Origin of the sequence: Pseudomonas sp. Q11 (genome assembly GCF_024494355.1) — a bacterium.
GTDB classification, from domain to species: Bacteria; Pseudomonadota; Gammaproteobacteria; order Pseudomonadales; family Pseudomonadaceae; genus Aquipseudomonas; species Aquipseudomonas hefeiensis.
On sequence record NZ_JAKNQY010000025.1, the window covers coordinates 68,916 to 90,518 of the forward strand.

Below are 21,603 nucleotides of genomic sequence, written 5' to 3' on the forward strand. Positions count from 1 at the left end.
GCCTTTTTCCTCCCTTTTTTGGGATTCGTCCTACAGCGCCTCTCAAAAGCTTCCTCTAGCCTGACGGCCCTTAACGATTGGGATGCCGGTCATGCCGAACAAAGCACTACGTATCATGATTGCCGACACGCAACATGCTCATCGAATGAGGCTTGAGCACCTGTTCAATCAACAGGGTTATTTTCGGATTGCCCCTGTGAGTGGCCTGCAAGAGCTGTTGACGCTGGTGGAGTACGGCAGCGAGCCGTTCGATCTGGTCGTCGTCAATGCCGGCCTGGCGAATGGGGCGCTGGACCTGCACGATTTCATCCTCGACAACCCGCAGCTGCGTCACGCGATGATTTACAACACGCCACGGGGCGGCCTGTCCCCGGTGACTGTCGCGCGTCGACCGGGCATGCACTTGAACCCGGCCCCACTGCCTGACCTGGCTTCATTGGCGAGCCTGATGCAACGGGTCGACCCCCAGGCCAGCGAGTTACCGCGATCCTGGTTCCGCCCCCTCAGGCAAGGCCACGCAGGGTGATGCTGCACCGTTGGTCGGCACTGTCAGACCTGACAGGTGGCCGGGCCTGTCGCTTGTGCAACAGTCCCGAGCAGTCATGGCATCGGCACCGTTTGCATTTACGTGGGGAGCTGCCTTGAAAGACGTATTGATCGTGGATGATCACCCTGTCATACGAGGGGCATTGCGGCTCATTTGCCAGAACGAGGGGTTCACCCGAATCAGGGACGCTGGCGGCGCAGCCGACGCCAGGGCGTTGATCAAGAAAGGGACGCCAGACCTGGTGATTCTGGACCTGGTGATGAACGGATTCGATGGCATGGACCTGTTGGTCTGGATCATGGCCCAGTTCTCTGGGTGCGCTGTGCTGGTGTTCACTTCCCAGGATGCGCAGCACTTCTGCAACCGCTGCATCTCGGCCGGAGCCAGGGGCTTTGTGACCAAGAAAAGCGACCTGAAAGAACTGAACAAGGCCATTCATGCCTTAAAGTCCGGTTACGCCTATTTCCCTCAAATGCCGGTCAGGCTGGATTTTCAACAGCGCACGGAACAGCAGTCCTTGGAAAGTCTCTCGACCCGCGAGCTATCCATTCTGCGAATGCTGGCCATGGGGATGCGCGGCAAGGATATCGCCGAGGCCTTGTTCCTGAGTCCGAAAACCGTTAGCACCTACAAGACCCGTCTGTTGGAGAAGCTCGGCTTGCAATCCTTGGTGGGGCTGTCGGATTTCGCCAAGCGCAATCACCTTTGAATAACACCAGAACCTGTGGGGGACTGTGGTGACTTGCAGTTTTCCCAGGTTCTTCATTGTTCTCCAAATAGAACGCTAAGGCCGGTTTTTGCTGTCTAGTGCTTCAAGGGGGTCGGTTTTAAGCTATGTCCATCAAATCGCAGTACCTGATTTTGGAGACACAGCATGAAAAGCATCATCGGCGTCTACACCAGCCCACGACCCCATTGGGTCGGTGACGGCTTCCCGGTTCGCACGCTGTTTTCCTACGACAATCTGGGCAAGCACATCAGCCCGTTTCTGCTGCTGGACCATGCGGCGCCGACGGAGTTTTCACCCACCACCGAGCGTCGCGGTGTCGGCCAGCACCCTCATCGCGGTTTCGAAACCGTGACCATCGTCTACCAGGGTGAACTGGAACATCGGGATTCCACCGGCAGCGGCGGCAAGATCGGCCCTGGCGACGTGCAATGGATGACCGCCGCTTCGGGGATCATTCACGAGGAGTTCCACTCCGAAGCCTTCGCCCGTCAAGGCGGGTTCATGGAGATGGTCCAGTTGTGGGTCAACCTGCCCGCCAAGGACAAAATGGCCCCGGCCGGCTACCAGACGCTCCTCAAGGGCGACATTCCCAACATCGAGCTGAAGGACAACGCCGGCAGCCTGCGCCTGATTGCCGGCCGCTTCGAGGGGCATCAAGGTCCGGCGAAAACCTTTACGCCCATCGATGTCTGGGACATGCGCTTGAATGCCGGGAAAAACCTGACCCTTGACGTACACGATGGCCATAACACCGCACTGGTGGTGCTGCGCGGCACGGTTCAGGTCAACGGTCGCGAGCGGGTCGAGGCCGGGCAACTGGCCCTGTTCGACCGGGCCGGCGAGCAACTGAACCTGCAAGCCAATCACGACTCGGTGGTGTTGTTGCTCAGTGGCGAGCCCATCGACGAGCCCATCGTTGGCCATGGCCCGTTCGTGATGAACAGCGAGCAGGAGATTCACCAGGCTTTCAACGATTTCCACTCCGGTCGTTTTGGGGCGATGGACGACTGAGGCGAAACCACAGCCACCCCAAAGCAAATGTGGGAGCGGGCTTGCTCGCGAATGCAGCGTGTCAGTCAACGTCTATGTGCCTGATACACCGCGTTCGCGAGCAAGCCCGCTCCCACACTGGTTTGGGGTGATCTCTACAGCGTGTTCAATCTGTGCCAATCTTCGCCCCATGACCTTCCTGGAGCTGTCCCGATGCTGCCTCTGATCTCCGATCACCCACTGCTGAGTGCCCTGGTGTTGCTGGTGCTCGACATTCTGCTGTGGCGGCTGGTCAGTGCAGATCGGACCTATTGGAAAATTGGCGGGCGGCTGTTGATTTTTTCATTGTTCAGCGCGCTGTTGTTCAACGAAGGCCTCAACCCCATGCAACCGGCCCAGTGGGTTGACGACGTACCACGCCACTTGGCGGCCACCGGTTTACAGATTGCCTGGTGGCTGTTCGCCGCACGAACCCTGACGGTGATGATCGGCGCGGCGATGACGCAACGCGTCGGCCATACCGGGCGGTTGTTGCAGGATCTGCTTGGCGCGTTGATCTTTCTGGTCGCCATTATCGCGGCCCTGGCTTATGTGCTGGATTTGCCGGTCAAGGGCGTGCTGGCAACGTCGGGGGCGATGGCGATTATCGTCGGCCTGGCCTTGCAGAGTACCCTCAGTGACGTGTTCTCCGGGATCGTGCTCAACACCACCAAGCCTTATCAAGTCGATGACTGGATTTCCATCGACGGCACCGAAGGCCGGGTCACCGACATCGACTGGCGCGCCACGCGGTTGCAGACCGCCCAGGGCAGCATGGCGGTGATTCCCAACTCCTTGGCGGCCAAGGCCAAGATCATCAACTTCAGCCGGCCCAGCGACGTCCACGGGTTATCCATCAGCATTCCTGTCAGCCCGCATGCGCGGCCACAAAACGTGATCGATGCGCTGGAGCGGGCGATGATCGGCTGCCGTTCGCTGCTTGCCAGCCCGGCACCCTGCGTGACACTCAAGACCACCGGCAGTACCGGGGCGGAATATGAAATCAGCGGGTTCGTAGCGTCCATGGGCCAGAAGCGCGAAGTGCGCAATCAGCTGTTCGACCTGGCGTTCCGGCATTTGCAGGCCTCGGGCGTGAGCCTGTTGTCCACCAGCGAAAGCGCGTCCGCCAATGGCGTGTCGCGGCCCCGTGCGTTGCTGGAAAGCTCGAGTATTTTCTCCACCTTGCGCCAGGATGAGAAAGACACCTTCAGTCAGAACATGACCCTGCAGACCTTCCGCGCTGGCGACATGATCTTGCCGGCCGGGGAGGTCAGCGATCATTTGTTCATCATCGAATCCGGGGTGGTCAGCGTGACCCTGTTTCGTAACGACCAGCCGTTCGAGGCCGGACGCATGGGGCCGGGGGAAGTGATCGGCGAAGCCGGGATCGTTTCCGACCAGCCCGCGTTGGCGAGCTTTTCCGCCAAGACCTTCTGTACCCTTTATCGCATTGAGAAGAGCTACCTCAAACCCTGCCTCGAGGCCCGGCGCGATATCAACGACGCGATGAAAAACCTGCTGGACGTGCGCACGCACCTGGCCCAGAACCTGACCCGCGACGTCCCCAAACCGGTCGCCAAGAAGCGCTTCCTGCAATGGTTGCGCAGCCGGGCCTGAGCAAGTATCAAGGGTGTGCATTTGCCCCCTGTGGCGAGGGAGCTTGCTCCCGCTGGGCCGTGAAGCGGCCCTAAAACCTGCTGAATGCGGTGTGTGTCAGGCATACCGAATCCATCGCTTTACGACTGCTGCGCAGCCGAGCGGGAGCAAGCTCCCTCGCCACAGGGGGCAATCCCTTCCTTCATAGGGTAAACCCGACGTCTGCCTCCATTGGCCCCCCGAACTTCCCAACAATTGGCTATTTGTACCGCGCCACCGGGAGGCTAACGTAGCGCCACACCCAATTGTGCTGGAGTTCATCATGCAACCGCGTATCGATTTCTACACCGCTTCCCCTGAAGCTTACAAAGCCATGCTGGCGTTCGAAACCGCTGCTTCGAAACTGGGCCTGGAAAAATCCCTGGTGGAACTGGTCAAGCTGCGCTCCTCGCAAATCAATGGTTGCGCCTACTGCATCGACATGCACACCGCCGATGCCCGCAAGGACGGTGAAACGGAACGCCGCCTGTATGCCGTGACCGCCTGGCGCGAAGCCCCGTTTTTCACCCCTCGCGAACGCGCCGCGCTGGCCTGGACCGAAGCGCTGACACGCTTGAGCGACACCCATGCACCAGACGCCGACTACGAATTGCTGAACCAGCATTTCACGCCCAAGGAAATGGTCGACCTGACCGTGGCAATCAACGCCATCAATGGCTGGAACCGCTTGGCGGTGGGCTTTCGCAAGATGCCTGAGGCGTGAGTCCAGCGGTTATCAGCCCAGATAGGCCCGCGGTGTGCTACCGGTCATGTGCTTGAAGAACGCGATGAAAGCGCTATCGCTGGCGAAGCCCAGGTCAAAGGCGCTGTAGCTCAGGCTGCGCCCGGTGGCGAGCAGTTCAATGGCGCGCATCAGGCGCCATTGCTGGCGCCACTGTTGATAACCCATGCCGGTTTCCCGTTGAAAGATCCGTCCGATGGTTCGGCCGCTGGCACCGATCTTTTGCTCCAGCACCGCCAATGTTGGTGGCAGGTGGTCCAGGGTTGTGAGCAAAGGCGTGAGGCGTTTGTCCTGAGGCAGCGGTAGCAGCATCGGCTGTTCTGCCGCCTCACGGATTTCGTTCAGACACAACCCCAGCAAGTGCAGGTTGCGACCTTGGGCCCAGTCGCTGTCGAACGCCGCGTCGGTGATCGGCTCGAGTACGGCGTGCAGCAGCGGCGAGACCTCAATGATGCAAACGCGTGAAGGCAGGTCCGCGCACAGCGTCGCCGTCAGGTAGATCGATCGGTAATCCACGCTCTGCTGCATCACCGCCCGATGGGGCGTCAGCGGTGGAATCCAGGCAGCTCGCGACGGTGGCAGCAGGCACAGCTGTTGCGCCAGTGTGATGCGCGCGCAGCCCTGTCGCGTAAATAGCAGTTGCCCGCGTTGATGCTGGTGCAGGCCGGAATCGTGGTGCCCCAGCGTCGCTGCGATGCCGATGACCGGCGCGCTATGACAGTCGGGGTCGAACCGGGCGTGAGCGCCGAGCCAAGCCATAAGTTGTCCGATTTCAAGGATCAGTTGTCAGACTTTGGATAATACGACAGTCCTGTCTTCGTAGACTGCTCGTCGTTTTCCTAACGAGCGTGCTCATGACTTCTCGTCCGTTCCTCGGCCTGGCGATTGCCTTGGTGATGTTTCCGCAAATTGCCCAGACCCTCTATAGCCCTGCATTGGCAGACATCAGCCTGACCTTTGCCGTCAGCGCCGAAATGGCGGCGCAGATGTTGTCCGTATTTTTCCTGGGATTCGCCTTGGGCGTGGTGGTGTGGGGGCGCGTCTGTGACCGCATCGGCCGTAGGCCCGCCATGATGGGTGGGTTGGCGTTGTATGCGCTAGGGACGGTGCTGGGCCTGAACGTCGATACCTTCGACGCATTGCTGGCCGTCCAGGCGCTGGCTGCGTTTGGCGCGGCGGTCGGGTCGGTGGTCACCCAGACGATTCTGCGTGATCGCTACCAGGGCGCAGAACTGGGCAAGGTTTTTTCGATGATTGGCATCGCCCTCGCGGCCAGCCCGGCGATCGGTTTGTCCAGCGGTGCCAGCCTGGTTCGCTTCTTTGGCTATCAAGGCACACTCGGTGGCCTGTTGATGCTGTCGCTGATTCTACTGTTGTGGAGCGCGCGATCCTTGCCCGAGACGCTTGCGGTCCGTGTCCCGCCGCAACCCTTGTTGACGACTCTGTGGCGCATGCTGAAGGACCCGGTCATCTGGCGCTCGTCGTTTTTGGTGGCGGCATTCAACGTCGCCCTGTTCAGCTACTACAACCTCGCTCCGTTCCAGTTCGAACGGCTCGGGTTGAGTCCTGAGCTGTTCGGCTACAGCGGGGTGATTCTGGCGTTGGGTTCGGGTCTGGGGGCGTGGCTGAACAAGCGGCTGCTTGCGCGGGGTTTCGCCGGTAGTCACTTATCGACCTTGGCGGCGATGCTGCTGTTGGTGGGCGGGGTGATCGTTCAGGGCCTGCTCGACACGGGTGGTTTTGTGGCGGCGATGCTTTTGGTCGTGCTCGCTTTTGGCATGGCGATACCCAACGTGCTCGGTGCCGCGCTGGTTCATTACCGTGACTGCCTGGGTACGGCTGGCGCACTGTTCGGATTGTTCTATTACCTGTTGATCGGCGGCGCGTTGATGCTTGCCGCCTGGTCGCAGGCGCTGGGCTGGACCTTGATTGCGTGCGGCACGCTGGCGGTGTGCTTGACGGTGCCGCAGGTCGGGAAACCAATCTGTGATTCAACGTAAAGCCTGTGGGAGCAAAGCTTGCTCGCGATAGCGGTCCAACCGTCCATGCACCATTGACTGACACACCGCCATCGCGAGCAAGCTTTGCTCCCACATAGATTTAATGCTCAGCTTTGAAGCTTCGGACGACAGGCACCGTAATAGGTTTGCTTCGGCTTAATAGGAAGCATTACTATTCACGCCCCGTCCTCACAGCGCAGTGCGATGACCCCCCAGCCGCCCCGCAGACCTGGCTTTTTCGAGCATTACGAAGAGTTGATCGGCACATGGACCCGTCGCCTGCGCAATCGCCAGCAGGCCGAGGACCTGGCCCACGATACTTTCGTGCGGGTGCTCGAGTCCGGTTCGGCCGATGTCCAGCAACCACGGGCCTATTTGCACCAGACGGCGCGCAACATTGCGGTGGATGGCTATCGGCGCGAAGATCGGCGAGGCGCCATGGAGGAGGAGGCGCTCGACCATAGCCAGTCGCTTTCGGGCGACCCGGAGCACTTCATGCACGCGATCCAGCTGGCAGACTCCATCGAAAGGGCGCTTGCCGAGCTGCCGGCCAATTGCCGTACGGTGTTTGTCTGGCAGAAGATCGAAGGTCTGACCCAGGCAGAAATCGCCGAGCGCCTGGGCCTGTCAAAAAACATGGTGGAAAAGTATATGATCCGCACCCTGCGGCATCTGCGCGATCGTCTGGACGGGGCTGGCCAATGATCCGTCGTCATCTTCCACCTGAGCCACAGGACCTTCCATGATGGATAACCGTGAATGCCCGTGCGGACAGAACCGGGTTCGCGACGAGGCGGCGCAGTGGTTCGTGCGTTTGCAAGCCCCCGCCATGAGTGTCGATGAGCGCCAGCGTTACGAGGCCTGGCTGGACGAACACCCTAATCACCGCGACGAAATTCTGCTTCTACAGGGGATCTGGAGCGCCACGGACCTGCTGCCCAAGGAACGGTTGCAAGCGTTGTGCGAACCACCCGCCAAACGTTCCAAGCGTCGACCGCTGCTGCGCTTCGCCGTGGCCGCCGGGCTGCTGGCGGTGGCGGTCGGGCTGGGGTTGTTCAGCGGCTTGGGTGCTTCCAGCGATTACAGCGGTGAATTTGCCACGGCCCTGGGCGAGCGCCGGCATATCGCGCTGCCGGACGGTTCGGTGATCGACCTCAACAGCCGCAGCCGCGTGCGTATTCAGTTCGCCCACCATCAACGGCGCGTGGAACTGGCCGAAGGCGAGGCGTTGTTCCGCGTCGAGCATGACGCCGGCCGGCCGTTTACGGTGGAGGCGGGCAACGGCCGGGTGACGGTGACCGGAACGCGCTTCGATGTGCGCCGCGATACCGACTCAACCCGGGTGGCGGTGGAGCAGGGCAGTGTCAAGGTCCAGGGGCGCGACGCGTCACAGGCCGAGTTCGTCAGCCTCACGGCCGGCCTTGGTACTCGTATCGACGCCCAGGGCAAGGTCGCCGCACCTTATGGCATCAACGCCGATGAACTCACCGCCTGGCGCCACGGCAAGCTGGTGTTCAACAACGCTCTCTTGAGCGAAGTCGCCCGGGAGGTTTCCCGTTATCGCGCTACGCCCCTGCGCATCGGCAGCGCGGCGGTGGGCAACCTGCGCCTGACCAGCGTGTTTCGCGCCGATAACCCCGAGGCGCTGCTCAAGGCTTTGCCGAACATCCTGCCGGTGGCCGTGCGCACCCTGGATGACGGCAGCCAGGAAATAATTGCCCGGTAAATTCAGGTTTTTTTCGAGTTCTTCGTCTTCTTGTCCAACTGCAACTGGTTTGCATTAACAGACGCGTATTCTTGCGATTCAACAGGACAAGGTTCGACGTGAAAACCACCTTCAAAAACAACAACCGCGCCCCCGCCCGCTGGCTGCCGCTGGCCCTGACCCTGGCCGTCAGTGCCGCATTGCCCCAGGCCTTCGCCGATCAGACGGCCACGTCCATTCACATCCAGGCACAACCACTGGGCCCAGCCTTGAGCCAGCTCGGCCAGCAGACCGCTTTGCAAGTGTTCTTCAGCCCGGAGTTGGTGGCCGGCAAGCAAGCCCCGGCGGTGGATGGCAACCTGTCCCCAGAAGCGGCCCTGGGCCAACTGCTGCAAGGCAGCGGCCTGCAATACCAGATCGATGAAGGTTCGGTGACCGTGCTGCCGGCACCCTCGGCGTCCACTGGCGGCCCGCTGGAACTGGGGGCCACCGACATCCAGGTGGTCGGTGACTGGCTTGGCGATGCCAATGCCGAAGTGGTGCAGAACCACGCGGGCGCGCGCACGGTAATCCGCCGCGAAGCGATGGTGGAGCAGGGGGCGATGAACGTCGGCGATGTGCTGCGGCGGGTGCCGGGGGTGCAAGTGCAGGATGCCAATGGCACCGGCGGCAGCGACATCTCCCTGAACGTCGGTGTGCGCGGTCTCACTTCGCGCCTGTCGCCCCGCTCCACAGTGCTGATCGACGGCGTGCCGGCGGCGTTCGCGCCATACGGTCAGCCGCAACTGTCCATGGCGCCGATTTCTGCGGGCAACCTGGACAGCATCGACGTGGTGCGCGGTGCCGGGTCCGTGCGTTACGGGCCGCAGAACGTCGGCGGCGTGATCAACTTCGTGACCCGCGCCATTCCGGAAAAAGCCACCGGTGAAATCGGCACCACCCTGGAAACCTCCCAGCGCGGTGGCTGGAAGCACATCGACACAGCCTTTCTCGGCGGCACGGCCGATAACGGCATGGGCGTTGCGCTCCTGTATTCGGGGGTCAACGGCAATGGCTATCGCCGCAGCAACAACGACAATGACATCGACGACGTCATCCTCAAGACCCATTGGGCGCCCACCGAGGTGGACGACTTCTCCCTGAACTTCCATTACTACGACGCCAAGGCTGACATGCCCGGCGGCCTGACCCAGGCGCAATACGACGCGGACCCGTATCAGTCCGACCGTGACTGGGACAACTTCGCTGGCCGGCGCAAGGACGTGTCGTTCAAGTGGATCCGTGAGATCAGCGACCGCACCCAGGCCGAAGTGCTGACCTATTATTCCGACAGCTACCGTGGCAGCACCATCGCCTCTCGGGACCAGCGCAACCTGGCATCCTACCCGCGCACTTACTACACCTTCGGCATCGAACCGCGGGTGTCCCATGTGTTTGATCTGGGCTCGACCACCCAGGAGGCCAGCGTCGGTTATCGCTACCTCAAGGAAGGCATGCACGAAGAGGCCAGCCGCCTGGCGCTGCGCGATAACCAGCCGGTGGTGCGGCCGGGGTCCGATGGTCACGTCTATCAGGACCGCACTGGCGGCACCGAAGCCCATGCGGTCTATATCGATGACAAGATTGATGTCGGCCAGTGGACCATCACCCCGGGCATCCGCTTCGAACGCATCAGCACCCAATGGCACGACCGCCCGGTGCTCGGCACCGCTGGCAATCCGGTGCAGGAAAAGCGCCGTAGCATCGACAGCAACGAACCGCTGCCAGCCTTGAGTGTGATGTATCACCTGTCCGATGCCTGGAAACTGTTCGCCAACTACGAAACGTCGTTCGGCAGCCTGCAATATTTCCAGCTCGGCCAGGGCGGCGATGGCAACAACACCGCCAACGGCCTGAACCCGGAAAAAGCCAAGACCTACGAGATCGGTACGCGCTACAACGATGACGTGTGGGGCGGGGAAGTGACGCTGTTCTACATCGACTTCGACGACGAGTTGCAGTACATCAGCAACGACGTGGGCTGGACCAACATGGGCGCCACCAAACACCAGGGCCTGGAAGCTTCGGTGCATTACGACATGGCCGCGCTGGACCCGCGCCTGGAAGGCCTGAGCGCCAATGCCGGTTTCACCTACACCCGTGCCACTTATGAAGGCGATATTCCGAGCTTCAAGGGCCGTGACCTGCCGTTCTACTCGCGTCAGGTGGCGAACCTGGGGTTGCGTTATGAGATCAATCGCTGGACTTACAACCTCGATGCCTTCGCCCAGTCCAAGCAACGTTCACCCGGTAACAGCGTGAACCCCGACGGCAGCTTCAGCGACGACTACATCACCGACGGCAGCGCCGATGGACGCTACGGTGACATGCCGGGTTACGTGCTCTGGAATGTGCGCGCTGGCTACGACTTCGGTTCGCAACTATCGAACCTGAAGGTCGGCGCCGGGGTGAAGAACCTGTTCGACCATCAGTACTACACCCGCTCCAGCGACAACAACTCGGGTATCTACGTCGGCGCGCCACGTACGTTTTTTGTGCAGGCGAGTGTAGGGTTCTGATGAACAACCAGGATTGACGCGTACTCCTGTGGCGAGGGGATTTATCCCCGCTGGGCTGCGCAGCAGACCCAAAGCGGCAGACTCAATCTGCCTGACACACCGAGTTGGTGATTTTAGGGCTGCTTCGCAGCCCAACGGGGATAAATCCCCTCGCCACAGATAAATCTCCTTTCCACAGAGAGGGGTGTAACGCCTCAAACCCTCAACACTTTCCCACTGACCGCCACCGCCACCAACGACAGCGCAATCAAGCCGAACGCAAAGCTCAGACTGCTGCCATGGGCGACGAATCCGATCAGCGCCGGGCCTGCGAGGATGCCGGCGTAGCCGATGGTGGTGATGGCCGGTACGGCGATCGCTTCCGGCATCAGCGTCTGTTTGCCGACCGCGGTGTACAACACCGGCACGATGTTCGAACACCCGGCCCCGACCAACGCATACCCCAACAGCGCCGCCTGCCACATTGGCGCCAGCGTTGCCAGCAGGAACCCGGCCGCGGCGGTCGCGCCGCCATAGATAATCACGCGTTTGGCGCCCAGGCGATGCACCACCGAATCTCCCGTCAACCGGCCGACGGTCATGGTCAGCGCGAACGCGGCATAGCCGAGCCCGGCATAGGCGGTTTCCACGCCGCGCTCGGCGGTCAGGAATACCGCGCTCCAGTCCAGTACCGCGCCTTCGGCCAGGAACACGATGAAACACAGGATGCCGATAAACAGCACCACGCCGTGGGGAATGGCAAACGCCGGTCCCGAACTTTCACTGCCATAGGGCAGCAGGTGCGGTGCCGCTTTGAACAGTGCCACCAGCAGCAATGCGTTAACCACCAGCGTCGCGCCCAGCGGCGAAAGGCCGAGACCGAGCAGCGCGCTCACACCGGCCGCGCCAATGATCCCGCCGAGGCTGAACATGCCATGAAAGCCTGACATCATGGTCTTGCCACTGGCCCGCTCGACGATCACCGCCTGCAGGTTGACGGTCGAGTCCACGGTGCCGAGGCCGGCGCCAAACAAAAACAAAGCCGCCACCAGCCAGGGCAGGGACGTCATCGTCGCCAGCAGCGGCAACGCCAGGCAGATCAGAATCGTCCCGCCACTGAGCACCCGCCGGCAGCCAAACCGCGTCGCCAGTGCGCCGGAAATCGGCATCGCCAGAATCGACCCGACCCCAAGGCATAACAACAGCAACCCGAGAGTGCCTTCGTCCAGGTTCGCCCGCACCTTGGCGTAAGGCACCAGCGGCGCCCAGGCCGCGATCCCGACACCGGCGATGAGATAGGCGATGCGTGTGGACATCTGTTCCAGGCGTCCGGGAATGAAGGTTGGCGGAGGAGTAATGGCAGTCATGAAACGTCCTTGGTCTTGCGATGCGATGGTGCGAGCGGGCCTATGCTTGCACATCCACTGACCGCACCGCGACCTCAAGGTGCCGACCGATGCGCATGCGTTGCGGGTAGGCTTTGATGTCATAGCCTTGGCCGGCATAAAGTACCGCTCTTGCTGGCTGATTCCGGGTTTGATCCATGACGCAGTTTTATGATGCACGCGGCAACATCTATGGCGTTGTTTCACCGCAGCAGATTCGTGCCCGCGGCATTGACCTGGCGCCGTCAGCCGCCCAGGCTGCCCAGGCCCGCCAAACCTGGAGCCGCGCCGCGGTGCAGGCCTTCTGTAGTTGGGCACCTGGCCAGGCGCCGCCGGATGCCAAGGCTCATTGCAGCGATGGTTTGTTGATCGGCCCGTTCCAGAGTGAGCCACCTTTCGATCTGTTGATCGTCAACACCGACGGCACCCTGGCCGAGCGCAGTGGCAATGGCTTGACGATTTTCTCCCAGGCGCTCAAAGAGCAAGGCTTGATGCCGGGCGACGGCGAGTGTGTCCTACAGGTTCATCACGACAAGCGTAAAGGCGTGTCACCGCTGCAAACGGCGGTTCGCGTGGCTGAGTTCGAAGGTCTCTCGGGCTTCTGGCTGGACCTTGGTAAACCACGTTTCGGGCCCGGCGCTGTAGGTGCTCAAGACATGGAAAGCGTGCTCGTCAACCAGCGCGAAGTCAGCCGCGTGGCTGCGCTTGATGCTTTGAATCCGGCCTGGGGCAGCAGTCAGTTCGTGAACATTGGCAATCCGCACTGCGTGACCCTGGTGGACAGCGCCGAGACGTTGCCAAGCAACCCGCAGATGCGTGCCCCGGCATTGGCGCACAGCCTGACGCGCATTGCCTATGCACCGCCCTGTGGGTCGGGGGTTCCCTGTCCGGCGGGGGTGAATCTGCAATGGGCCTGGCTCGAGGCCGAAGGGCGAATCGCCGCCCGGGTGTTTGAGCGGGGCGAAGGTCCCACCGCTTCTTCGGGCACCAGTGCCAGTGCGGTGGCTTGCGCTGCGTGGCAAGTGGGTTGGGTGACGGCGGGGGCGGTGAGTGTGGTGATGCCTGGCGGCACTGCACCGATTTTGCTGGAAGAACAGGCGGGTGAGCTGGTGAGGGTCAGGTTGTTTGGTGTAGCACGGGCTGTGTCATAGACGATCTGCGCCGCAGTCAATGACGCCATCGCGAGCAGGCTCGCTCCCACATTCGATCTTCAGCGGGCACAAAAATGCGCGTACGGCCCCGCTCCACTGTGGGAGCGAGCCTGCTCGCGATGACGCAGGCACATCCAGCATCAATGCAACTGAACCACCGCTATCGCGATGACCTCAGCCTGGCTGAACGCCAAACTCCACCACCGGCATCTGCCGCTTCATCAGCACTTCGCCATGGCGAATGGAGTAAAGCGGTAGGCCCTGGCTGCGGATCACTTCGTAGTCACTGTCGGCCGAGAGGATCAGCAGGTTCGCCGGGCGCCCGGGTTCCAGGCCGTAGCGCTCGCCCAGGGCCATGGCCTTGGCGCTGTTGTCGGTGACCAGGTCCAGGGCGCTTTGCAGGTTGCGATAACCCAGCATGTGGCAGATGTGCAGGCCGGCTTCCAGCACCCGCAAGATATTGCCGTTGCCCAGGGGGTACCACGGGTCGACGATGGAGTCCTGGCCGAAGCACACGTTCATCCCTGCTTCGAGCAGTTCATTGACCCGGGTGACGCCGCGGCGTTTAGGGAAGTTATCGAAACGCCCTTGCAGGTGGATGCTTTCGGTGGGACAGGAAACAAAGCTGATGCCCGAGTGCCCGAGCAGGCGAAACAGCTTGGCACAGTAGGCGTTGTCGTAGGAACCCATGGCGGTGGTGTGGCTGGCGGTGACGCGGGCGCCCATGTCGCGGCTGCGGGCTTCTTCGGCCAGCACTTCGAGAAAGCGCGAGTGCGGGTCGTCGGTTTCGTCGCAATGCACGTCCACCAGGCAGCCGGTGCGTTCGGCCAGGTCCATCAGGAATTTCACCGAGCTTACGCCTTGATCCCGGGTGTACTCGAAATGCGGAATGCCGCCCACCACATCGGCGCCCATGCGGATCGCTTCTTCCATCAGCTCGCGGCCGTTGCGGTAGGACTCGATGCCTTCCTGGGGAAACGCGACGATCTGCAGGTCGATCAGGTGACGACTTTCCTCGCGCACTTCAAGCATCGCTTTGAGGGCGGTGAGATCAGGATCGGTGACGTCGACATGGGTGCGCACATGCTGGATGCCGTGGGCGGCCAACGCCTGGATGGTTTTTTTGGCGCGGGCCTTGGTGTCTTCCTGGGTGATGGTGGCCTTGCGTTCGCCCCAGCACTCGATGCCCTCGAACAGCGTCCCGCTCATGTTCCAGCGTGGTTCGCCGGCGGTGAGGGTCGCATCCAGATGAATGTGCGGTTCGACGAAGGGCGGCACTACCAGATTACCGCCGGCGTCGAGGTCTTGCGCACCGAGGCTCGGGGCTTCGGTCTGGCGAGCGATGCTGGCGATCAGGCCGTTTTCCAGGTGCAATTCATGCAAGCCTTCGCGGTTGCGCAGGCGGGCGTTGATGATGTGCATCAAGCGAGTCCTTCTCAAAGATCCTGTAGGGGGGTATCGGCGGCGCGAGTTCCCAATAGGCCGATCAATATCACATACGTTAGCGCGCCGGTGGCGATTCCTACCAGTGGCGCAACCCAAGGTGAATTGAAAGCAGCGAGGGTGCCTGCGCCATACGCAACCAGCCCCGGCCAGTTGAAGGCTGGTAGCTGCGCTTCGGCCAGACGCGGATAGCGGCCGCGCCAGCGGAAGAAGAAATCGGCCATGATCACTCCGCCAATGGGCGGGATCACCGTGCCCAGCAAAATCAGGTAAGGCACCAGCAGATCGTACATGCCCAGCAGGGCCAGCAGCGTGCCGATCGCCGCGCCGCCCAGGGTCACGGTTTTGCGCCGACGGGTGCGCAGCAGGTTGCAGCCGGCCACGGCGAAGTTGTAGATGGTGTTGTCCTGGGTGCTCCAGATGTTGAGCAGCAGCATCGCTATCGCCGCCATGGCGAAGCCTTGCAACAGCAGCACTTCCACCACGTCCGGCTGCTGATAGACGATGGCTCCGTAGGCGCCGATCAATACCATCAAGCCGTTGCCGATGAAGAAGCCGATCAGGCTTGCAAGCACCGCGATCTTCGCCGAGCGGGAAAACCGCGTCCAGTTGGTCGCTTGGGTGGCGCCGCTGACGAACGTGCCGAACACCAGCGTGATGGCGGTGGACCAATCGAGACTGCCCGTTGGCACTATTGCCAGCAAGCCATCGAGGCCGCCGACCTTTACTGTCGCGACCCACATCGACAACATCAGCAGCAACATCATGGCCGGTACGGCGATGTACGACAGGATCTCCAGTCCGCGATAACCAATGTAGGCGGTAACGCAGAACCCCAGGCCGAACAGCACCATCAGCCCCAGCACGGTGCCTTCGTTCAAATCAAAATACTTGCCCAGTACCACTGCCGCCGTCGCCGTGCCCCAGGCGTACCAGCCGATCTGGGTGAAGCCCAGGATCAAGTCGCTGAGCTTGCTGCCCACCTCACCGAAACAGAAGCGACCCATCAGCACCGAATTGAGCCCGCTCTTGAAGGCGATATAACCCAGGCCGGCGGCGTACAGGCCCAGTAGCAGATTGCCAATCACGATGACCGTGAGCATTTCGGCAAAACCGAACGCCACCCCCAGCTTGCCACCGGCAAACATCGTGGCGGTGAAAAAGGTGAAGCCCAGCAGCACCATGGCCGTGGAGGCCAGGCCCTTGCGGGCATGCATCGGGACTTCGCTCAAGGGATAGTCGTTGCCCGGATCGTTTTGAGTCATGTGGAGGTCCTTGCGCAGGAGGGAGATGTCGCAAGCGTGCAGCGCCCGTGCCAAGCGAGTGATCGCGAGGTTATTTATAGCCAATCCGTGGGATTTGGTGAGTGAAGAGAACGAAAGCGGTGCGGTGGTGGTTCAAGTTGGAACACAGGTTCCGCTGCCTATGCGGTTTCCCTGTGGGAGCGAGCAAGCCCGCTCCCACAGGGTAATGCAGCGTTCTTCAGGTCGGGGAGTGCAACGCTAGATACCGCAACACCGCTGCGACGATGGCCTCCGGCGCGTCTTCCTGGACCAAATGCCCGGCATTGGGAACGGGATGAAACTGTGCGCCCGGTATCATCCGTTGCAGCGCACGACCGCGTTCGATGGGGATCCACTGGTCGTCCTCCCCCCACAGGATCTGCGTCGGGCAGCGCACGGTTGAATACAGTGGCTCGACCTCGCGGGTATAGCGTTCGTCCATCTGCGCGATCTGCCGATAGAGCGCGGCCTGGCCGGTCTCGCCCAGCCAGGGCTGCACGTACGGCGCCAGTTCTTCATCCGGGATCTGCCTGTTGATCGCCCCTCGGATATAGGTCGGCACGATGGCCCGCTGAATGTAATCGGGCAGGCCGCTGAACGCCGCTTCATACTGGCGCACATGCTGGACAAAGGGTGAACCCCAGGGCGACAGCGCCACCGGATCGATCAGGGTCAGGCTGCGGTAGTGCCTGCCGTTGAGCAGGTGCGTGCGCAAGGCGGTTGCGCCGCCAAAATCGTGGGCCACCACGTCCGGGCAATCCAGGCCCCAGTGCTCCAGCAACTGCGCGAGCAACTGGTTTTGCACGCCAAGGGAAACATCTGCGTCCGGTTGTGCCGATTGGCCGTAACCCAGCAGGTCAAAGTAATGCACTTTGTGAGTGGCGAAGAACAGCGGGGCGATACGGTGCCACACGTAGGAAGAGAAGGGCGTGCCGTGGACAAACACCAGCGGCGGGCCGTCACCGTGGACGGCGTAGCGGATGCGGTGTCCGTTGAAGTTGTATTCGTGATCCAGGGGCCAGTGGCTCATGGTCGCGTCCTCTTGGCATGTTCGAGCCAAAAAGCATAGACACAAAAAAAGCCAATGCCACAGGTCCCTGTGGCCCGGTTACTCGCCGCGGTAGATGCAACCGCTGGTGCAGGTCTCATGGATGCGAATGGCACTGAGTTCCGGCAACAATGGCTTCAACTGATTCCAGATCCACTTGGCCAGGACTTCGCTGGTGGGGTTTTCCAGGCCGGGGATGTCGTTGAGGTAGTTGTGGTCCAGGCGCTCGTAGAGCGGCTTGAAGATCGCCTTGATCTCCGAGAAGTCCCGAATCCAGCCGGTGTGCGGGTCGATATCGCCGCTCAGGTGAATCGCCACCTTGAATGAGTGGCCGTGCAGGCGGCCGCACTTGTGACCGTCCGGCACGTGGGGCAGGCGGTGGGCGGATTCGAAGGTGAATTCTTTGAAAATTTCCACAGGTTCAGGCTCTTTAAGGTAGCGGTCGCGAGGCAGGCGGCGGAGTTTATCAGTTTGGTTCCGGCGTTGCGCGACCGTGCTGACTAAAGGGTCAGCAAACGCCCGCCCAGCCCACCGTTGGCTGCCAGCTCAAGGAACTCGTCACCGAGCCGGCGGCTTTCGTCCATCGCTGTGCGCCAGTATTTGCGGCGGCTCGTGTCATCGCCCATGAAACGCTTGAAGTCGTTACGGTCCGGCAGTTTGCCGAAGGGCAGGCGCGCCAGGTATTCACGGGACGGCGCCAGCAACAGCACGTTCTGCAGACGCTCGGTATTTCCCCGGCGCCATGGCAGGCCCTTGTCGAACCAGCCAGGAATGACCCGGTCGGTAAAGTGTGGATACAACACGATGTCCTCGCCGCTGTAGGGCAGGTCCAGGTGGTAGTCCAACAGGCCGCCGTCGCGGTAGGTGCCGGCACCCGCCCCGGGCAGGTCACGCACGCCCTCCATCACCATCGGGATCGAGCCCGATGCCAGCAGCGCCTGGCGCAGATTGCCGGCCTCCAGCGGGACGAAGCGTGACGGAAAGTCGTTCAACGGGTGCAACGGCGGCGCCCGGCGTGGGTCGTGGACGATCAGCCGCTCGAAATGCCGCGACAGGCGCGCTCGGCCTCGCAGGTTGTCAGCGATCACCGACGACAATCCCAGGCCGAGGCGCCCGCGATGATCCTGGGCCAGCAAGCCGTGACTTTTGACCACCATGATGTTGAGCCGGTAATGCGGGTTGTCGAGGATCGACATGTCCCGGCCCTGGAGCAGATCATCGAGCATGCGCTGCGAACTCTGGCTGACCCCGGCCATCGTCACGCCTTTGGCAAAGCTTTGCTCGTTGTACAGCGTGCCCAGGCGCCGGATCCCCTCGGCGGCATCCGGCAGGCAGGCGCTGGCGAAGCGCCAGGAGCCGACCGAAGCACCGATCAGCGAGCGCTCCCGGGGCGCGGCGGGCAGCCACTCGCCGAACAGCGCCAGGTCCAGCCCCTGAATGCCCAAGGCCTTGGGGCCACCGGCGGCGCCCGGCAGAATGCCGACATCGGCTGCGTTCAGGCCAGCCTGGCGAATGCGTGCCAGAGCATGAGGGCCGGCTTTGAGGGTCAGGGCGGGGAACTTGATGTGGATGGCGGTCATACCGGTCTCGAATGGTGCAACGAATAATTTAACGACATCAACCCCTGTGGGAGCGAGCCTGCAAGGGGTTGTGGTTCAATGATGGCAATTCAGTTTCAGTTAAGTTCGCCCCGATACAGTTCCCCGGTGAAGATTACAAAAAAGGAGACAATCCATGAACCGCCTGACTGCCTTTTTCATCGCGACCCTGATGGCCATCAGTGGCCTGGCCAGCGCACGAGACCTTACGACCGACGAAGCCAAAAAACTGCAGGACGCTGGTACCATCCTGTCCGTCGAAAAACTCAATGCCACCGTCTTGTCCAAACACCCTGGCGCTACCTTGACCGATACCGAGATGGAACAAGAGTACGGCAAGTACATCTATCAAGTGGAGCTGCGCGATGCCCAGGGCGTTGAGTGGGAACTTGAATTGGACGCGGTTGACGGCAAGGTGCTCAAGAATCATCAGGATCTGTAATGACGCTTAATTTATGCCCCCGCAGCCGTTGGGCGCTGGCGCTGCTGGTGTTCTGTTCGCTGGCCGTTGCCCGCGACCTGGATCAGGATGAGGCCCTGCAATTGCGGCAGCAGGGCGTGATCCTGCCTCTGGAGCACTTGCTGCAACAGGCGCTGGATCGCCACCCCGGCGCCAAACTGCTGGAGGCTGAGCTGGAAGAAAAACACGGCGTCTATATTTATGAAGTCGAGTTGCTGGCTACCGACGGCGTCGTGCGCGAACTGGACCTGGAGGCCGCGACCGGCCGTTTACTCAAAGATAAGGAAGACTGATGCGCCTGCTTCTGGTGGAAGATCATGTTCCCCTGGCCGACGAAGTGATGGCCGGGCTGACGCGGCAGGGTTACGCCGTCGACTGGCTCGCCGATGGTCGCGACGCGGTTTATCAGGGCAGCAGCGAGCCTTATGACCTGATCATCCTCGATCTCGGTTTGCCGGGTGTGCCGGGGCTGGAAGTGTTGGCCCAATGGCGCGCCGGCGGGCTGAGCACGCCTGTGCTGATCCTGACCGCCCGCGGTTCCTGGGCCGAACGCATCGAGGGCCTCAAGGCCGGGGCCGACGATTACCTGACCAAACCCTTTCACCCCGAAGAGCTGCACCTGCGGATCCAGGCGCTGCTGCGCCGCTCCCATGGCCAGGCCAACCAGCCGACGCTCCAGGCGGCCGGGCTGCATCTGGATGAAGGTCGCCAGTGTGTGAGCCGCGACGGCACCGAAATCCAACTGACCGCGGCCGAGTTTCGCCTGCTGCGCTACTTCATGCTTCATCCCGAGCAGATTCTTTCCAAAAGTCATCTTGCCGAACACCTGTATGACGGTGAAACCGAGCGCGATTCCAATGTGCTGGAAGTCCATGTCAATCACTTGCGGCGCAAGCTGGGCCGCAGCGTGATCGAAACCCGTCGCGGCCAGGGTTACCTGTTCGGCGGGCAGGCGCAGTGAGATCGATCCAGCGGCGCCTGAGCCTTGGCCTGATTGGTGTAATGGTGGTGGTCGGCCTGGTCCTGGCGCAGACCAGTCTGTGGCTGTTCGAGCTGGGTTTGCAGCGGTATCTGGAGGCGGGGCTGCGCAACGACAGCGAGAACCTGCTGGTCGCCCTGGTGCGTGGTCCGCAAGGCCTGCAACTGGATGAACGACGCTTGTCGCCGGCCTATCTGCGACCGTTTTCCGGGCATTATTTCCGCATTGATTTTGCCGATACGCATTGGCGCTCTCGCTCCCTGTGGGACCAGGAGTTGCCCCGTCTCGACCATCCGGGGCTGCACAGCAACCTGCAATTGGGGCCTGACGGTCAGAAACTGCTGGTACTGCGCACCGACTATCGGCGTCTGGGCCAGGCGATTTCCATCAGCGTGGCCCAGGATTACACACCCGTGCGGGACAGTTTCCTGCGCATGCAGCAGATCGGTCTCGGTCTCGGGGTGGCGGGGCTGCTGCTGATTCTGTTGTTGCAACGCATTACGGTGCACCGCGCGTTGCGCCCGCTGGACAAAGCCCGGGAGCAGATCGCCCAATTGCAGCGCGGGCAACGTTCGCAACTCGATGAACAGGTGCCCCGGGAACTGGAACCGCTGGTGGCGCAGATCAACCATTTGCTGGCCCATACCGAAGACAGCCTCAAACGTTCGCGCAACGCCCTGGGCAACCTGGGGCACGCCCTGAAAACTCCGCTGGCGGTGCTGCAAAGCCTGGCCTCGAATGAAAAACTCGATCCTTACCCCGAGCTGCGCAAGCTGTTGCTCGAACAGCTGGAGCAGGTCCGTCAGCGCCTGAACCGCGAACTCAACCGCGCCCGACTGTCCGGCGATGCCTTGCCCGGCGCCCATCTTGACTGCGACGCGGAACTGCCGGCGCTGCTGGCCACGCTGAACATGATCCATGGTGAGCACTTGCACTTGGCTTATGTCGCACCGCCCGGCCTGCACCTGCCCTGGGATCGTGAAGACCTGCTGGAGCTGCTGGGCAACCTGCTGGACAACGCCTGTAAATGGGCCGACGCGCAAGTGCGCCTGACCGTGACCGAGACGGCCGAGGAGTTCAGCCTGGCGGTGGAGGATGATGGGCCAGGCATTCCCGCAGACCGCCGCGATCAGGTCTTCAGCCGGGGCACGCGGCTCGATGAGCAGACCGACGGCCACGGCCTGGGGCTGGGCATCGTGCGGGACATCGTCGACACCTGGGGCGGGACGCTGGCGCTGGGCGATAGCGAATGGGGCGGGCTGAAGGTCACGATCGGATTGCCCAAACGCTGATCTCTCATTCGCTCGTAGCCCCTGTGGGAGCGAGCCTGC

Annotated in this window: 21 protein-coding genes; 14 read left to right on the forward strand and 7 right to left on the reverse strand. The window is 61.8% G+C overall.

What is annotated here, in order from left to right; all coding sequences use genetic code 11:
* Window positions 1-91 precede the first annotated feature (91 nt).
* From MA884_RS22235 to MA884_RS22255, 5 genes are all read left to right on the forward strand, one after another.
* Entirely contained in the window at window positions 92-526 is a 435-nt protein-coding gene (locus MA884_RS22235; protein WP_256232531.1) for a response regulator, read from the forward strand.
* Between the two features lie 115 nt (window positions 527-641).
* Window positions 642-1,256, forward strand: a complete 615-nt coding sequence (locus tag MA884_RS22240) for a response regulator transcription factor (protein WP_256232532.1) — start codon at window positions 642-644, stop codon at window positions 1,254-1,256.
* Window positions 1,257-1,421: 165 nt separating this feature from the next.
* Window positions 1,422-2,288 carry a pirin family protein gene (locus tag MA884_RS22245; RefSeq protein ID WP_256232533.1) on the forward strand — a complete coding sequence of 289 codons (867 nt, stop codon included), beginning with the start codon at window positions 1,422-1,424 and terminating at the stop codon, window positions 2,286-2,288.
* Between the two features lie 192 nt (window positions 2,289-2,480).
* Window positions 2,481-3,923 (forward strand): mechanosensitive ion channel family protein, encoded by a 1,443-nt coding sequence (locus MA884_RS22250; protein ID WP_256232534.1) that lies wholly within the window; start codon window positions 2,481-2,483, stop codon window positions 3,921-3,923.
* A gap of 301 nt (window positions 3,924-4,224) precedes the next feature.
* Window positions 4,225-4,665 carry a carboxymuconolactone decarboxylase family protein gene (locus tag MA884_RS22255; RefSeq protein ID WP_256232535.1) on the forward strand — a complete coding sequence of 147 codons (441 nt, stop codon included), beginning with the start codon at window positions 4,225-4,227 and terminating at the stop codon, window positions 4,663-4,665.
* A gap of 12 nt (window positions 4,666-4,677) precedes the next feature.
* Here the strand turns inward: MA884_RS22255 and MA884_RS22260 are convergent, their stop codons facing one another.
* Window positions 4,678-5,442 carry a helix-turn-helix transcriptional regulator gene (locus MA884_RS22260; RefSeq protein WP_256232536.1) on the reverse strand — a complete coding sequence of 255 codons (765 nt, stop codon included), beginning with the start codon at window positions 5,440-5,442 and terminating at the stop codon, window positions 4,678-4,680.
* A gap of 95 nt (window positions 5,443-5,537) precedes the next feature.
* Here MA884_RS22260 and MA884_RS22265 point away from each other — a divergent pair, with 95 nt between their 5' ends.
* The 4 genes from MA884_RS22265 to MA884_RS22280 all read left to right on the forward strand — a co-directional run bounded on the left by MA884_RS22265 (window position 5,538) and on the right by MA884_RS22280 (window position 10,946).
* Window positions 5,538-6,683: an MFS transporter gene (locus tag MA884_RS22265; RefSeq protein ID WP_256232537.1), complete on the forward strand. Its 1,146-nt coding sequence runs from the start codon at window positions 5,538-5,540 to the stop codon at window positions 6,681-6,683.
* 204 nt (window positions 6,684-6,887) lie between these two features.
* A complete protein-coding gene (locus MA884_RS22270) occupies window positions 6,888-7,388 on the forward strand; it encodes a sigma-70 family RNA polymerase sigma factor (protein ID WP_256232538.1) in 501 nt (166 codons plus the stop codon).
* A 37-nt stretch (window positions 7,389-7,425) separates the two neighbouring features.
* Complete coding sequence (locus MA884_RS22275; protein ID WP_256232539.1) at window positions 7,426-8,409, forward strand: FecR family protein; 984 nt, start codon at window positions 7,426-7,428, stop codon at window positions 8,407-8,409.
* 98 nt (window positions 8,410-8,507) lie between these two features.
* The gene (locus MA884_RS22280; protein WP_256232540.1) at window positions 8,508-10,946 is read left to right on the forward strand and encodes a TonB-dependent receptor; all 2,439 of its coding nucleotides are present in this window, start codon (window positions 8,508-8,510) and stop codon (window positions 10,944-10,946) included.
* A 194-nt stretch (window positions 10,947-11,140) separates the two neighbouring features.
* On the opposite strand, the gene MA884_RS22285 is transcribed toward MA884_RS22280, so the two are convergent.
* Window positions 11,141-12,292: an MFS transporter gene (locus MA884_RS22285; RefSeq protein WP_256232541.1), complete on the reverse strand. Its 1,152-nt coding sequence runs from the start codon at window positions 12,290-12,292 to the stop codon at window positions 11,141-11,143.
* A 176-nt stretch (window positions 12,293-12,468) separates the two neighbouring features.
* Between MA884_RS22285 and MA884_RS22290 the strand changes: the two genes are divergently transcribed.
* On the forward strand, window positions 12,469-13,461 hold the full coding sequence (locus MA884_RS22290; RefSeq protein WP_256232542.1) for a diaminopimelate epimerase: 993 nt from the start codon (window positions 12,469-12,471) through the stop codon (window positions 13,459-13,461).
* A 174-nt stretch (window positions 13,462-13,635) separates the two neighbouring features.
* Here the strand turns inward: MA884_RS22290 and codA are convergent, their stop codons facing one another.
* The 5 genes from codA to MA884_RS22315 all read right to left on the reverse strand — a co-directional run bounded on the left by codA (window position 13,636) and on the right by MA884_RS22315 (window position 18,815).
* The gene (gene codA / locus MA884_RS22295) at window positions 13,636-14,883 is read right to left on the reverse strand and encodes a cytosine deaminase (RefSeq protein ID WP_256232543.1); all 1,248 of its coding nucleotides are present in this window, start codon (window positions 14,881-14,883) and stop codon (window positions 13,636-13,638) included.
* Between the two features lie 14 nt (window positions 14,884-14,897).
* Window positions 14,898-16,169, reverse strand: a complete 1,272-nt coding sequence (gene codB, locus MA884_RS22300) for a cytosine permease (RefSeq protein ID WP_256232544.1) — start codon at window positions 16,167-16,169, stop codon at window positions 14,898-14,900.
* Window positions 16,170-16,386: 217 nt separating this feature from the next.
* Window positions 16,387-17,217 carry an alpha/beta fold hydrolase gene (locus tag MA884_RS22305; protein ID WP_256232545.1) on the reverse strand — a complete coding sequence of 277 codons (831 nt, stop codon included), beginning with the start codon at window positions 17,215-17,217 and terminating at the stop codon, window positions 16,387-16,389.
* Window positions 17,218-17,295: 78 nt separating this feature from the next.
* Entirely contained in the window at window positions 17,296-17,652 is a 357-nt protein-coding gene (gene queD, locus MA884_RS22310) for a 6-carboxytetrahydropterin synthase QueD (RefSeq protein ID WP_256232546.1), read from the reverse strand.
* A gap of 83 nt (window positions 17,653-17,735) precedes the next feature.
* Window positions 17,736-18,815, reverse strand: coding sequence for a patatin-like phospholipase family protein (locus MA884_RS22315; RefSeq protein WP_256232547.1), 1,080 nt, complete (start codon window positions 18,813-18,815; stop codon window positions 17,736-17,738).
* Between the two features lie 154 nt (window positions 18,816-18,969).
* Here MA884_RS22315 and MA884_RS22320 point away from each other — a divergent pair, with 154 nt between their 5' ends.
* From MA884_RS22320 to MA884_RS22335, 4 genes are read left to right on the forward strand one after another with little or no spacing between them, the layout of a single operon-like run.
* The gene (locus tag MA884_RS22320; RefSeq protein WP_256232548.1) at window positions 18,970-19,275 is read left to right on the forward strand and encodes a PepSY domain-containing protein; all 306 of its coding nucleotides are present in this window, start codon (window positions 18,970-18,972) and stop codon (window positions 19,273-19,275) included.
* Entirely contained in the window at window positions 19,275-19,586 is a 312-nt protein-coding gene (locus tag MA884_RS22325) for a PepSY domain-containing protein (protein WP_256232549.1), read from the forward strand. The genes MA884_RS22320 and MA884_RS22325 overlap by 1 nt, the downstream gene beginning before the upstream one ends.
* Window positions 19,586-20,254 (forward strand): response regulator transcription factor, encoded by a 669-nt coding sequence (locus MA884_RS22330; protein ID WP_047229265.1) that lies wholly within the window; start codon window positions 19,586-19,588, stop codon window positions 20,252-20,254. Before MA884_RS22325 ends, MA884_RS22330 begins: the two co-directional genes overlap by 1 nt.
* On the forward strand, window positions 20,251-21,564 hold the full coding sequence (locus MA884_RS22335) for an ATP-binding protein (RefSeq protein WP_256232550.1): 1,314 nt from the start codon (window positions 20,251-20,253) through the stop codon (window positions 21,562-21,564). The genes MA884_RS22330 and MA884_RS22335 overlap by 4 nt, the downstream gene beginning before the upstream one ends.
* The last annotated feature ends 39 nt before the right edge of the window (window positions 21,565-21,603 follow it).